This window comes from Aminobacterium sp. MB27-C1 (assembly GCF_030908405.1).
Lineage (GTDB): Bacteria > Synergistota > Synergistia > Synergistales > Aminobacteriaceae > Aminobacterium.
In genome coordinates, this window is sequence record NZ_CP133089.1 from 1294929 (window position 1) to 1308342 (window position 13414).

A 13414-nucleotide genomic window follows, 5' to 3' on the forward strand; every position below is an offset into this window, starting at 1 on the left:
TAAAACTATACGGGGTTGCCGGCAACTTCAGGTTTAGCGCTGCCTTCATGCTGCGCTTCTTTTATTTCTTCTGTCTCAGTCTCTTTTGTCTGAGCATAATTCTGCTCTTTTACTTCTTCCTCCTGAGGTGCCAATCCCAATAGTTCATCAAGTTCCTTACCTTCTATAACTTCTTTCTCAAGGAGTGTACTCGCTACCATTTCAACTTGATCGTTCTTTTCAGTCAATATCTGTTTAGCCTTTTCATAACAACCGTCAATGATAGCTTTAACTTCTTGGTCGATCATATAGGCTACGTTATCACTATAATTTTTATCTTCAGTAATATCGCGTCCCAAAAAGACTTCCTGATGTTTATGACCAAGTTTAACAAGTCCAAGAGTATCGCTCATACCAAATTCGGTAACCATTCTTCGCGCAATTTGGGTAGCTCTCTCTAAATCGTTACCTGCACCAGTCGTAACATTTCCAAAGATAAGTTCCTCAGCAACACGTCCACCAAGAAGCACCGTAATTTGATTGAGCAATTCGGTTTTAGACATCAAGAAACGATCTTCCACCGGCAATTGCAACGTGTATCCCAAGGCCATGTGACCACGAGGAATAATAGAAATCTTATGCACTGGGTCGCAATCTGGTAAATATTTAGCAACAAGAGCGTGGCCAGTCTCATGATAAGCAATAATCTTCCGCTCTTTATCACTTACAAGGCGGCTCTTTCGTTCTGGTCCAGCAATAACTCGGTCAATGCCTTCCTCAAACTCCGCCATAGTAACAAGATTCTTACCTGCCCGTGCGGCTAAAAGGGCCGCTTCATTCACAAGATTCGCTAAATCTGCACCTACGAAACCTGGAGTACGACGTGCTACAACGCCGAGATCAACATCATCTGCCAACTTCTTACTTCGAACGTGAACAGCCAATATTTCCTCGCGTCCCTTAACGTCTGGACGATCTACAACTATATGTCTATCGAAGCGACCAGGACGTAATAATGCTGGATCCAATATATCTGGTCTGTTTGTTGCCGCAATAAGAATTATCCCTGTTGATTCGTCAAAACCATCAAGTTCAACCAAGAGTTGGTTAAGAGTCTGTTCTCTTTCATCATGTCCACCACCAAGACCCGCACCACGATGACGTCCAACAGCGTCCATTTCGTCAATAAAAATGATACAAGGCTGGTATTTTCGTGCCTGCTCAAAAAGATCTCGAACACGAGCTGCACCAACACCAACAAACATTTCAACAAAATCAGATCCGCTTACACTAAAGAAGGGAACATCTGCTTCTCCCGCTGCAGCTCGAGCCAGTAAAGTTTTACCTGTACCAGGAGGTCCCAATAACAATACACCTTTAGGTACTCGTGCCCCCAACGCTCTGAATTTGCCAGGATCACGAAGAAACTGAACGACCTCACTTAACTCTTCTTTAGATTCATCACAACCAGCAACATCTGCGAACGTTACTTTCGGACGATTATCAAGGAAAAGCTTAGCTTTGCTCTTGGCAAAACTCATCACCTTGCCACCGCCACCTTGCATATTGTAAAGGAAGAATATCCACACTCCAATTAGAAGCAAGGTAGGGAAGAAGGAAGATATCATAGTAGCCCACCACGGTGTTTTTTGAGGGGCCTCTACTTGCACGTTAACGCCCTTGCTAGCTATTTCCTTTGCAAGATCTCCAGCACCAACAACTTCGGCCTGGAAACTTCTTCCATCTATAAAACGACCCGATATTGTATTTTCTTTAATTGTAATACTCTTAACTTGTCCCGTATCTACTGCTGTTAGGAACTCGGAATACGTAATCGCTTCAGATTGTTGTGGCCCATGCGCCGGAGATAAAAAAACGTTTACGAGGCTTACAACAAGCACAACGAGAATCAGGTACAATCCGAGGTTCTTAATCAATCGCCCCACTAAATATCGCCGCCTCTCATTGAATTACCCACTTCGGGGCTATCCGTATTTGTTTCAACTATATGAATAGATGGCAAATTTCGCCATTTTCCTGCATAATCCAATCCATACCCTACCACGAACTTATCAGGAATATCAAATCCTTTATAATCTACTTTCACTGGAACCTTTCTGCGTTCTTCTTTATCGAGGAGCACACAGACACGAACACTCTTTGGCTGACGTTCTTGCATCATACGAATAAGATACGACAATGTCAGACCGGTATCAACAATATCCTCAACGATGAGAACGTTCTTTCCCTTTATGCTAGTATCCATATCTTTTATTATCTTGACTATTCCACTTGTTTTAGTCGAATCACCATATGAAGATACAGCCATAAATTCCATAATAACATCAACATCTTTATCAATGTGCCGAATAAGATCGGAAAGGAATACAACAGCTCCTTTTAAAATCCCTACTGTTACCAGTTCTTCCCCTGCATATTCTTTGCTTATCTCTGTAGCAATCTCTTTTACTCGCTCTTGAATCGTCTCTTCAGACAAAAGTATATCTGAAACTTCATAGTTCATTTTATTGTTATCCCTCCAGAGCTGAAGAATGTGGCTCCAGCCTCAAAATTATCCATGGCCCACTCCAGGAATTTTTATTTGAAAACTCTTTGCTTGGCGTGGAAAAATCTTCAATAATTGGAATCCATCGCCATCTATCTTTATCACCAAAAAATGGCCATATTTTCTCTAACCACCAGGGGATTTTCTTCAATGTATTTTTTTCTGCCATTCCTCTTTTAGACGTTAAAGAAGAAAGAGAAAGACAAGAATCATTTCTCAAGGGATATACTCCCCAAAAAACCTTCAGAGAAGAATTCAAATGCTTAGGAACTGATTGTTTTTTTTCCCACGAAACAGACCAAACACCCCAATACGCCCGACCTTCCTCATCGTCAAAAGTCAACTCCAGTGGTGTAGCGTGAGTATTATACAGGAGTTTTGGATTTATCCATACCATAAAACCTGAACCGCAACAAATAAAAACTCTATTTTCCCATTGAAACAACCAACGTCCAGATTTTCTTATTGTTGACACTAAAGAGTTTAGTCTATTTCTTGTTAAAGTTTTTAAATTCAGATCTCTGCCTACGGCTCGTATAAACCAGGCAATTTCCTGATCCGAAAGAGAACGAATAAAAGCCAAATCTGCTGCGTAGAAAGAAAAAGGGAAATCACGTTTCGCCCACTGGAGAAGGAGCGCTCCCTGTTCCTCTTCTCTTTGTCTGTATTCTTGCATATCCTGAGCTAAATCTACAAGGTGTTGTCGCGTAGAAGGATTTATAGTTTTTTCCAACATAGGGATAACTTCATGACGGATTCGGTTCCGCGCGTACACAGTATCAGAATTTGTGGGGTCAGTTCTCCATGTAATGCCTCTCGCTGTTAAAAGGCGCTGCAAGTCTTCCCTCCACCAATTAATAAGAGGACGAACATATTGCTCTCGAACTTCAGGAATTCCGACAAGGCCAAAGGGGCCTGAGCCGCGACAAAGGTTGAAAAGAAGGGTTTCCGCCACATCATCAGCAGTATGACCCAAAGCAACAATTTCTGCTTGACATGAAGATGAAACATATTCAAGAAAGTCATAGCGTATTCTACGCGCTCCTTCCTCAAGCGTTTCACCCTTTTCAAGGAGTTGGGGAACAGCTACATGCTTTATTTGAAGATCGCAATGCCACTGCTTTGCAAGAGCTTTTACAAAGTCAGCATCTTCAAAAGAACTTTTTCCACGAATACCGTGTTCTAAATGGGCAACTACAACTTTTCCAGGCCAAAACTGAACAAAGAACCACAATAGCGCTACAGAGTCGCTACCTCCAGAGACAGCAACAACTGCAGGACCTTTTTTTCCTGCCCAGCCTTGTTTTTGAGCAACGGCCCAGAATTTACTACGTAAGTAAGGAAGAGATAATTCATATGGAAGTTGTTTTTCAATATTTTCTGTCATATCACACTGCCACCTCCCACACAAGAGGTGAAACAAAAATGGCGGGAGATGAGTCTCCCGCCTTTAGTTTTTATATTTGGTGGCGGTGACTGGAATCGAACCAGTGACACTGCGGGTATGAACCGCATGCTCTAGCCATCTGAGCTACACCGCCAAATTGGTTGCGGGGGCAGGATTTGAACCTGCGACCTTCGGGTTATGAGCCCGACGAGCTTCCTGACTGCTCCACCCCGCGATAATCAACACATTGTATATACTAACTCGGTTGCCTTAACTTTGCAACTTCCTGCAACATGTTTTGCAACTTTTACGTGGTGGGCGAGGCGGGACTTGAACCCGCAAGAGCTAACGCTCGGGGGATTTTAAATCCCCTGTGTCTGCCGTTCCACCACTCGCCCTTGCTGCGAGGACAAGGGGAATTCTACATGACTCATGAGTTGTTGTCAAGTATGAAAGTTGTTCCGGTGACTCATTGCGGAAATGAAAGAATATATGGAACAACAACAATTACGACTTCATTTCGATCCCTTTCAACATATTGAGACGAAAATATCGACTTCAGAATTGGGATATCTCCTAAAACAGGGAACTTGTAATGGTTTTTCCTTTTCTGCTCCTTAAACAGTCCACCGATAACAAAAGGTTCTCCATCACGAATACGAACATGCGTCTCAACTTCTCTTGTACTTGTTTCAGGGTATAACTCTCCCCTGGCCCCTTCCCTCCACGAAATAACCTCTCCTGTTTGTATTGCTAATTTGATTGTTATAACTCCATCCCTTCCTACAAAAGGTGTTATTTCCAATTGGGGACCAACTTCTTCTGAAATATATGTGGGATTTCCTGCTTCATCACGAGTCGAAACATATGGATACTTTTGAACAAGACGTATACGAGCACGTGTTCCTTCTACAGTTATTACAGAAGGTTTGGCTAAAACATGGCCGCGCTCATCTTTTTCAAGCATGGTAAAAAGTGCATCCAACTTTTTAACGGCGCCGGAAAGTGGAGGATCTTCGTCCGCAAGCTGTTTCCTAGAACTTTTACTATATCTTATTTGTCCAAGGCTCCCCTTGCCATTATATGTAAGCATCCAATTTTTATAGATAGAATCAAGGCAAGAAGCAACTTCTTCCGATGCTCTATCTGATACTTCCACTATCCGTGCTTCTATCATTACCTGATTTCCTGGCCGATCTATAAGATCTATATAATGCTTCACGCTCTCCAATTGTTCACTATCTCCTGTGATATAGAGAGTATTAAGACGTTTATCTTCTATAATTTTCTTAATGCCTGTTGCTTGTTTTAAAATTTTTGCCACATCTTTTACGTTACTATAAGCCAATCTGAAACGTTCAGTATTTTTTGTCCTGAAAATATTCTCTAGATGCTCCGTTGTGCCTATAAAAAGTGTCTTTTCACCTAACATAGCAAATCGTAAATTATGCAACTTTAATAAATAAGAAAAAGCTTCCATAGCAGGTATATCTTCTAAAACTAATGTTATTTCTTTTTCAGGTACTGAATCATCTACAATTAAATTTAAATTCCAATACTCGGCAAAAAGTCTAAAAACATCGGATAAAAGAGCTCTACGGAGGGAAATAGAAACAGGATCCGATGTAAGTTTATTTTTTCCTTTTTGGGGCTTATTATCATCGTACATCTGATTATCGTTTCGCTTCTTAAGTATAAGAATTCTTTGAGGCAGCTGTTGATTTATTTTACTTTTCCAAGAAAGAGATAGATCGTTGGAATGAACTATCGTCATCTCTATATCATTTCCCTTTTGCTGTGCTTTGATGGAAGAAAGAAGGGGGAAATTGTACATACGTTTCCACTGCGAAGACGGGAGAGTAACCTGTTCCCAAAGCAACACTGTCATGTTAGGATGTTCCTCCGCTATCTTTGGACACGGTAGGTTTTCTCCCGATACGCGTATATACAGATTTTGAGATCCAACTTGTTGAACAGAAAGGCCTCTCATGACAGATATTTCTGCACCGTAACTTTCAGAATTTAATATAAAGAAACTTATAACAAATATTAAAAAAAACTTCTTTCTGACACGGGGAAATGGGGTTTTTCTAATCATTTCGTGTCCCTTTTAAGCTCTTCTTATCATCACGTAATTCTTCTATGTTGAGTTTTGAAAAATTCGATAATAACGTTTCTTTTTCGAGCATGATTCCTTTCATTTCATCAACATGATCAACAAGATAAAAAGTGCCCTTAGCTCCTTCAAGACATCCGGAAATAGTAAATGTTTCCTGGGTAGTTTTTTGTGAACCTTGTCTTTCCACATATGAATATTCCTGTTTTAAAAAGGGAGTTTTTCTACGATGAGTAGGAAAAAGTTGATGGGCGCAGTTTTCTCCCTCTCTTTCTTTTTGAAGAACACTATTTATTTTTTGGATCAATCGTTGATTATATGAATGACAATCGACGCTATCTTCTGCGGGAATAGCACACGAAGATTGTTCTTTAATAGATCTCTGGTAATAAGACGGCAACCCAAACTTTACGTTATAAAATAAAATACAAATGGCAATTCCCCAAAAAAGAGAAAGAAAGCTCTTTACAAAAATGGGTAATGATTTATCCATGAACGGCTTCACCTCTACGTTCTTTCAAGTAAACTTGCAATACCGTACAATTCTTTTTGGATTTTAATTCTCCAGACACAATAAAGTAGGGGCATCTATTTTCTTCACATCTTTTTAAAAAATAAACACAATCAGAATAGAGACCTTCCAGTCTAACTTTTATCTTTTTTCCATCTGAATTTTGTATAACATCACAAGCCAAGAAACTACAATCCTTTATTATTTTTGAAATCCATGCCAATGGGATTTGATTTTTATTTGTTGTATATTCAATCAAACTGCTTTTATTTAATATAGAGTATATTTTTTCGAATTGTTTGTTATCTTGGAGTAAAAAAGCAATACTTTGTTTTATCATTTTTTCCTCATTAGAATATTTCAGATACATATCATGTTTTTCCAGTAGCTGACTGTAAAGAGTTCTTAAGGAAATAGACATATACAAAGAAAACAAAACTATGCACGAAAAGAATATAAACTGGAGCAAACTTTCTTTTTTCATGATTTTTCTTCCTTTGCCATTAATAAAAACTTCATTTTAAAAGAATGCATCTTTTCTTTTTTTGAAAAATACGGAATCTCTATTTTTATATATCTGAATTCTGCAGACATATCATTACGCCAATTAAGAATTTCGTCGACTTTTCCCTCTCCAATAAGTAAAAGTTTGCTATCAGTAAAAGTAATGGAATCTAAGGTAACACTATCAGGAATAGAACAAAGAAGGTAATCCAAAATATAAGAATAATGGAAGGGATCTCTTCGCATCAAACTTAAAATTGATATACATTTTTCTCTCAGTTCAAGCTGTTCCTGCTCTAATTTGTTATGGAGAGTCGACAAATTTCTTATTCTCTTTCTCTTGAGCAATATCGCTTTATCGAACTCAGTAACATCTCGATGGAAGTTATAAGCAGCAAAAGTCCCTGTGACTATAAACAAAAGGAAAAAGCTCAAAAACCCCCAACGTTTAAACGTTGTATAAAGCGACGTTTTACCACTTCGAGAATGTGACTGAAGAAGATCTAATTTGATGTGCACAAAAAATCCCTCAACGCTAAACCTAAAGCTATTTCATATCCGACGATAGATTGGCCCTTGTCGTCTAAACTCCACATATTCTGCAAAGGGGGAAGCTCTCTCATATTAGTGGAAAAAGTTTTGAGAATAGCTTTTTTATCCTTTAATGCATGAGATACCCAAAACCAATGGGGGTTTTCGGGAAATGAATAATAAGGATTTTCATCTCCCAATAAGCCTTCTTCATCAAAGTCAATTAGCTCTGAAGAAATAACCCCCTCAGGAGAAATGTAGATTTTAATTACGTTATTACCCTTGGGACAAAAGACAGAAAGAGGTAAATAATCATCTTGATAAGGCCCTTGTAGCCCTCTTAGAAGTGCAAGTTGAGGAGGTTCAAGGCACGAGGCGCCTAATTTACATCGCTTCAATATTTTTAAAAATTTACTGACTGTTTTTCTAGAAGTCAGAGCGACCAAAAGTAACGATTCAGAAGAATCTTCTTGCTCTTTATAACAATAACTATCAAAACACAGATCTTCCCATTTTTTCTTTAATCTCCTTTGACATTCCCAACGAATTGATTTTTCAAGTTCATTTCTTTGCATAATCGGGAATTTCAATGTTTCAAAATATGTCTCTCTTATAGGCAAAGCACAGTTGAGCAAAGAGTTATGAGGAATCCCCATTTCATTCTTTATTTCCTTTATACGCGTCACCCAATCATCGAAAGTTTCAAAAAGCAAATTTTCTCTCGGAATAGTTTTTTTACATACCTTTTGCACAGCAAGATAGCCACCTTCCCACCCGAGAGATATATATCGAATCCAATTATTTCCGATATATAACCCACTCAATGGCATTTTTCTTTTCTTTTTTTTAAAGAAAGAAACAAACACTATTTATCCCTTCTTATTTATCGTTATTAGAATAGAATGACCATGTTTTTTCACATTTTTCGTTGTCAAATAAATTACGGATCATACACTCAACAACATAACGTACAGATTTTTCGGACGCTATTGAACGTAAATGATAGACAGCTGATTTTTTCCCCTCTATTGATTGAGCCGATAGAATAGAAAGATCAATTTTTACATGAACATCTTTACTATTAAAGGATGCTATATGAGCAGGTAGTTTGATATTACAGCTTTGCTGCTCTTTGCATAAAGGGGAAATATTTCCCTCTATCCAAAGTATTGCTCGGTTTATTCCTGAAACCGCAGCACAATGTAATCTGACTCCTCTATCAAAAGTTTTATTTACTTGTAATTTCTCGCTTAAGATTTCAAAAAGAAACGGAAAAAACAAGAGAAAAACTGATAAAAAAAGTAAGACGAATATAAAAATAAATCCCTTGTTTTGATCTACATGTTTCGAAGATAAAGGCCTGTCTTTATCTTCGAAGATTCTACTCCATGATTTTCCTTGCTTTGAACTTTTACACATACCTCAAGTACTCTCCTCTGACGGTCATATGTAAATAAAATCTTAGAAATACCATTTATAACAGGTTGAGTACTCTGCTTTGTGACATCATGAAAATAAAGGGCATCTTTCTTCCTTCGAGGTCCATTTTTAACATAAAATCTGGACGCTCTAAGAAAATGCAGCGAACTTCCTATAGGAATAGTTTGAATATCCTGGGAATCTTCTGCAAGTGTGAGGATTCTCCCTGAAAGATTTACAACTCGAAAGGGACGTGAAGCCCCTGGGAAAATAATCCAATTTACCGTTCTCATAGCCCTTCCTCCAAAGGTGGGCTCCACTTTGTTCCTATTAGGGGAAACAGAGAGTTTAACACGATGCTGAGAAGGAACTACTTCTACCACTTGTATACGAGATGGTATGGCATAAAGACACCTTAACTCATTTCCCCAATCTTTGCTCATACAAGTCGCTGCCTTATTAGGAACAATTTGTAACGGTGATTTCCAATAAGAAATTGAAGGAATATCTTTAAATAGCTCCGTAAAATTTTCTGATGGAGAAATACCCAATCCAGTATTAAGAATTTGTGGAAGGATAAACGAAAACACATGGGAAATTTTAACCTGAACTCTATATCCTTCTCGTATTCTGTAAATAATCCTTCCGGCGCTTCCTATTCCCTGCATAAATAAATTTGAGAAAAAAACAGTTATTGATAAAGCTATTATTACCTCAATAAATGTATGCCCATGAGAAAATATTTTTCTCTTTTTCCTGCGACTAATACCAAAAGAATATTTCATATAAACAGTTATTTCTATAAAGTTCATTTAAATTATAAGTAGATATTTTCACACAACCTTCTCCCCCTTTCGGGAAATGCTCCTCGCAGACATACAAACCGTTACATTGCATAGCAGATTCATTTGCTTCAACTAAGTACAAAACGGCAAGACCAGACATAAAGACTTTTCTACTTTTCTCTTGAGCTTTACTCAATATATAAAAATTGCTCAATATACCTGCTATAAGAGGGATAAGTATAGCTACGCTCACAACTATTTCTATAAAAGAGGCACCGCATGATTTTTTCCCTATTGCACCTTTACCCATACCCACGGTCCTTTTTCTGGATCATAAGGCGATACTGGTGGCTGGGATGACGATGAATTATAAAGTCCCGTCTCTGAAGCTTGCTTCTCAAGCTGTAATAATATGTTCTTATTAAACGGCCCTGTCCCAATGTATATTGAATCATCTTCCGTACAAATTACATATTGATTTTCATCAATACGAGAATCTAAATATGGTTCAAGAAGAGTCAAATCAGAAAGTAACGCTTCGTGGTCTCCAAAATCCACTGAATACATAAGATAGGCTAATTTCAATGTATTTAAATCGGAAGTAATTCGCACAGCCTTTGCCGAAACAACAGCTTTTCTCGCTGCTACAATAATTCCACCAGACAAAAGCCCGACCACTAAAAGAACGACAAGTAGTTCTATTAACGAAAAGCCCAATCTTTTTGCGGATAAGGACTTCATCACATATCTCCCCTTTCTAAAAGGATATATTTTGAAAAGTTTTAAACAATGGTAAGAATAATGCACTGATAAAAATAAGAAGAAAAACTCCTAGGCATGTTATCAAAATAGGCTCTATAAGAACCTCCAAACGTTTCATGTTTTGTTGTGAATCTTCATTGAGTTGAACAGATATCTGAATTAAAGATTCTATTAATGTTCCTGAACGTTCAGAAAGAGCTAAAATAGGGACAATAAGAGGGGGTAAATACTCTTTTTGAGTTAGTAGTGCTTGAGACAAAGAATGCCCCAAAGAAATATGTTCTGCAACAATAGAAAAGCTCTCTCTTATTTTTTTATTGCCAGAAATTTCTCCCGCAAGTTTTAATGCCTTTAAAAGAGGAATTCCCGATTTTAAAAGCACAGCTAACATCTGAAAGCTTCTGGCAAGGGATATGTTTCTGCATATTCTGCTTTTTGATAGCAACCAATGCCATGCACCTTTTCCTATAGATACATTGCATATATGATTGATACAATATATTGTTGCAATAATAGCGCCCCCACCAATAACACCAACGCTGCATATAATTTTTATCACTTTAAGAGAGATAGAAAATAATGGCGAAAATACTATTCCCAAATCATTTAGTGTTGATTCTAATTGCGGCAAGACTTTAAAAAAAAGGATATTAATTACAACAAGAGATACTAATGCAACAAAAGCAGGGTAAAAAAAGGCACTGAATAACCTCTTTTGAAAGGTTCTTTTCCACCTAAAATGGGAAGTTAAGTGTTGAAGTACCGTCAGCAATTCTCCACTTTCTTCACCGGCACGGATAATAGAGATAACCCCTATTGGCCATTTCCCTGAAAGGTGAAGGGATTCACTAAGGGAGTGCCCGTGCAATAATTTCTCATTTACACGCTTTACTAATCGGCTAACTAAAGGTTCTTCCATCTCTTTCTCTAAGAGGCAAAGAGCTTGAGAAAGAGTTCCTCCCATGGAAAGCATTGCAGAAAGATGATTAAAAAAAAGAGATAAATGAGTCAGAGAAAGGGTAACGCGCTTCTCTTTTTTAATCACTAAACGAATTCGCTTTTTGAGAGAAATAACAAAGAGGCCACTCTCGTGAAGGATGGCTAAAGCCTGTTCCTCAGAATCAGCCTTTAATGAACCTTCTGTCTTTTGCCCAGTTGAGGTGCGTGCAGTATATGAAAAGGTCAATTTAATACCTCATTAGGCATAGGCATATCCGAAGAAAGTGACGCAATTTCTTTCATCGTAGTCAAACCTTTTCTGACCTTCTGTATTCCATCTTCTAATAAAGATTCCATTCCTTCTTTATGTGCTTGCTCTCGAATAAATTGGACAGGAGTTTCTTGAAAGAGCAGTTTTCTAATTGCATTGGAAACATATAAACATTCAAAAACTCCTATTCTGCCTGAAAAACCTGTTCCACCACAAGAAGGACATCCAATTAGAGATTTATTGCTTTCCACGTTATTTTTGCAATGGGGACAAACTCTTCTTACAAGGCGTTGAGATATAACTGCTTTAAGTGCCGATACGACAAGAAAGGGAGGCACGCCCATTTCCATAAGGCGCAAGGGGGCACTTGCAGCATCTTCCGTATGCAAGGTTGATAAAACCAAATGTCCAGTAAGTGCCGCTCGCACAGCAAGGTGAGCCGTTTCTGTATCTCTTATCTCGCCGACAAGTATCACATCAGGATCTTGTCGAAGAAGAGCACGCAAAACTACGTTGAAGCTACGCCCTGCTTTTTCATCAACTTGTATTTGATTTACTCCCCAATGAGTTCTTTCAATAGGATCCTCTATAGTAGTTACATTTAATGAATCGGCATCAATTTCATCTATTAAGGCATGTAGTGTTGTTGTTTTGCCACTACCAGTTGGTCCCGTGACAAGAAGGAGTCCTTCACGTTTTGAAAGCAGTTTAAAAATAAGGGTCATAACTTCTTCCTTTAGTCCGAGTTGGTCTATATTTGTAGGAATATATGAAGACCCCAAAAGGCGTAAAACTACCTTTTCGCCATAAAGAGTTGGAATAGAAGCGACTCTTACATCAAGGGGGGATTGTTTTTTTTGAAGACAAAATCGACCATCTTGAGGTCGCCTTTTATCAGATATATCCATTGACGACATGACTTTTATTCGTGAAATCACCGTTGAGTGAAAAGAGGAAGAAAAAACGTATTCTGTGTGACAGAAACCATCTACACGAAATCTAACGCGACTCCAATCGGAAAGTTGTTCGATATGAATATCAGAAGCTTGTTTTTCCACAGCTTCATGTAATATGCAATCAACAAACTTTACTGCGTCATTTGAAGAGAGAGAGGAACTCTCTTTAAGTTTCAGAGAAAAACGTAATCGTTCAATGGAAGTACGGATTCTGGTTAATGGTGCTAAAAAAGCAACAATATCAAACTTATGAAGATCAAGTTTCGTAATAATATTTTTAGGTAAAAAGGGATCAAAAAGGGCTATAACCAATTTATTTTCCTCAGAGGAAAATAATAACGGCACTATATCCATATCTATCATGCTTTTATAAGGAAACAACTCTTTAAATTCACTTATCGGTGGAAATAAAGGAAGGTATGCTTCGGGCATATGAGTAGCTGCCTTTATGCAAGAAAAAATATCTTCTTCTTTGTGGGGAAAGTACTGTAAAAGAAGTCTAGCAAGTAAAAAAGGAGCTTTCTTATTGTAAAAAGAAACTTTTTGTTGAAGAAAATCATGAAATTCTTCTATGTGAGAAAGAAATATGCAAAATCTATTCCACGATAAATCAGAAACGATCACAAACACCACCCGCATCCAATCGATGCTAAAACCATACCATATGTAATCATTTCTTTCAGAATGG

Annotated in this window: 14 protein-coding genes and 3 tRNA genes; all 17 read right to left on the bottom strand. The window is 38.0% G+C overall.

Features of this window, described 5'->3' with window-relative positions; translation table 11 throughout:
• Nucleotides 1-5: 5 nt before the first annotated feature.
• Nucleotides 6-1925, bottom strand: coding sequence for an ATP-dependent zinc metalloprotease FtsH (ftsH, locus tag RBH88_RS06235; RefSeq protein ID WP_213690783.1), 1920 nt, complete (start codon nt 1923-1925; stop codon nt 6-8).
• Entirely contained in the window at nt 1925-2503 is a 579-nt protein-coding gene (gene hpt / locus RBH88_RS06240) for a hypoxanthine phosphoribosyltransferase (protein ID WP_213690784.1), read from the bottom strand. The genes ftsH and hpt overlap by 1 nt, the downstream gene beginning before the upstream one ends.
• Nucleotides 2504-2510: 7 nt before the next feature.
• Nucleotides 2511-3932 (bottom strand): tRNA lysidine(34) synthetase TilS, encoded by a 1422-nt coding sequence (tilS, locus tag RBH88_RS06245; RefSeq protein WP_213690785.1) that lies wholly within the window; start codon nt 3930-3932, stop codon nt 2511-2513.
• A gap of 77 nt (nt 3933-4009) precedes the next feature.
• Nucleotides 4010-4086: transfer RNA gene (locus RBH88_RS06250), tRNA-Met, on the bottom strand.
• A gap of 4 nt (nt 4087-4090) precedes the next feature.
• Nucleotides 4091-4167, bottom strand: a tRNA-Met gene (locus tag RBH88_RS06255).
• Nucleotides 4168-4244: 77 nt separating this feature from the next.
• A tRNA-Leu gene (locus RBH88_RS06260) sits at nt 4245-4330 on the bottom strand.
• Nucleotides 4331-4401: 71 nt separating this feature from the next.
• On the bottom strand, nt 4402-5820 hold the full coding sequence (locus tag RBH88_RS06265) for a type II secretion system protein GspD (protein ID WP_307879458.1): 1419 nt from the start codon (nt 5818-5820) through the stop codon (nt 4402-4404).
• Nucleotides 5821-6022: 202 nt separating this feature from the next.
• A complete protein-coding gene (locus RBH88_RS06270; RefSeq protein WP_307879459.1) occupies nt 6023-6541 on the bottom strand; it encodes a hypothetical protein in 519 nt (172 codons plus the stop codon).
• Entirely contained in the window at nt 6534-7043 is a 510-nt protein-coding gene (locus RBH88_RS06275; protein ID WP_213691767.1) for a hypothetical protein, read from the bottom strand. Before RBH88_RS06275 ends, RBH88_RS06270 begins: the two co-directional genes overlap by 8 nt.
• On the bottom strand, nt 7040-7582 hold the full coding sequence (locus RBH88_RS06280; RefSeq protein WP_213695925.1) for a hypothetical protein: 543 nt from the start codon (nt 7580-7582) through the stop codon (nt 7040-7042). The genes RBH88_RS06275 and RBH88_RS06280 overlap by 4 nt, the downstream gene beginning before the upstream one ends.
• On the bottom strand, nt 7567-8346 hold the full coding sequence (locus RBH88_RS06285; protein WP_307879460.1) for a hypothetical protein: 780 nt from the start codon (nt 8344-8346) through the stop codon (nt 7567-7569). The genes RBH88_RS06280 and RBH88_RS06285 overlap by 16 nt, the downstream gene beginning before the upstream one ends.
• Before the next feature lie 127 nt (nt 8347-8473).
• Nucleotides 8474-9013 carry a hypothetical protein gene (locus RBH88_RS06290; protein ID WP_213691764.1) on the bottom strand — a complete coding sequence of 180 codons (540 nt, stop codon included), beginning with the start codon at nt 9011-9013 and terminating at the stop codon, nt 8474-8476.
• Nucleotides 8932-9306, bottom strand: a complete 375-nt coding sequence (locus RBH88_RS06295; protein ID WP_213701857.1) for a hypothetical protein — start codon at nt 9304-9306, stop codon at nt 8932-8934. The genes RBH88_RS06290 and RBH88_RS06295 overlap by 82 nt, the downstream gene beginning before the upstream one ends.
• 469 nt (nt 9307-9775) lie before the next feature.
• Nucleotides 9776-10108, bottom strand: a complete 333-nt coding sequence (locus RBH88_RS06300) for a hypothetical protein (protein WP_213699147.1) — start codon at nt 10106-10108, stop codon at nt 9776-9778.
• On the bottom strand, nt 10090-10539 hold the full coding sequence (locus RBH88_RS06305; RefSeq protein ID WP_213691761.1) for a prepilin-type N-terminal cleavage/methylation domain-containing protein: 450 nt from the start codon (nt 10537-10539) through the stop codon (nt 10090-10092). The genes RBH88_RS06300 and RBH88_RS06305 overlap by 19 nt, the downstream gene beginning before the upstream one ends.
• Nucleotides 10540-10555: 16 nt before the next feature.
• The gene (locus tag RBH88_RS06310) at nt 10556-11746 is read right to left on the bottom strand and encodes a type II secretion system F family protein (protein WP_213691760.1); all 1191 of its coding nucleotides are present in this window, start codon (nt 11744-11746) and stop codon (nt 10556-10558) included.
• Nucleotides 11743-13350, bottom strand: coding sequence for a GspE/PulE family protein (locus RBH88_RS06315; RefSeq protein ID WP_213695915.1), 1608 nt, complete (start codon nt 13348-13350; stop codon nt 11743-11745). Before RBH88_RS06315 ends, RBH88_RS06310 begins: the two co-directional genes overlap by 4 nt.
• Nucleotides 13351-13414 lie beyond the last annotated feature (64 nt).

What these genes read in the sequence shown, in the direction of transcription:
- hpt (WP_213690784.1), bottom strand. Translation starts at nt 2,503, where the DNA reads ATGAACTATGAAGTTTCAGATATACTTTTGTCTGAAGAGACGATTCAA.
- tilS (WP_213690785.1), bottom strand. Translation starts at nt 3,932, where the DNA reads ATGACAGAAAATATTGAAAAACAACTTCCATATGAATTATCTCTTCCT.
- RBH88_RS06265 (WP_307879458.1), bottom strand. Translation starts at nt 5,820, where the DNA reads ATGACAGTGTTGCTTTGGGAACAGGTTACTCTCCCGTCTTCGCAGTGG.
- RBH88_RS06270 (WP_307879459.1), bottom strand. Translation starts at nt 6,541, where the DNA reads ATGGATAAATCATTACCCATTTTTGTAAAGAGCTTTCTTTCTCTTTTT.
- RBH88_RS06275 (WP_213691767.1), bottom strand. Translation starts at nt 7,043, where the DNA reads ATGAAAAAAGAAAGTTTGCTCCAGTTTATATTCTTTTCGTGCATAGTT.
- RBH88_RS06290 (WP_213691764.1), bottom strand. Translation starts at nt 9,013, where the DNA reads ATGTGTAAAAGTTCAAAGCAAGGAAAATCATGGAGTAGAATCTTCGAA.
- RBH88_RS06295 (WP_213701857.1), bottom strand. Translation starts at nt 9,306, where the DNA reads ATGAGAACGGTAAATTGGATTATTTTCCCAGGGGCTTCACGTCCCTTT.
- RBH88_RS06300 (WP_213699147.1), bottom strand. Translation starts at nt 10,108, where the DNA reads ATGGGTAAAGGTGCAATAGGGAAAAAATCATGCGGTGCCTCTTTTATA.
- RBH88_RS06305 (WP_213691761.1), bottom strand. Translation starts at nt 10,539, where the DNA reads ATGAAGTCCTTATCCGCAAAAAGATTGGGCTTTTCGTTAATAGAACTA.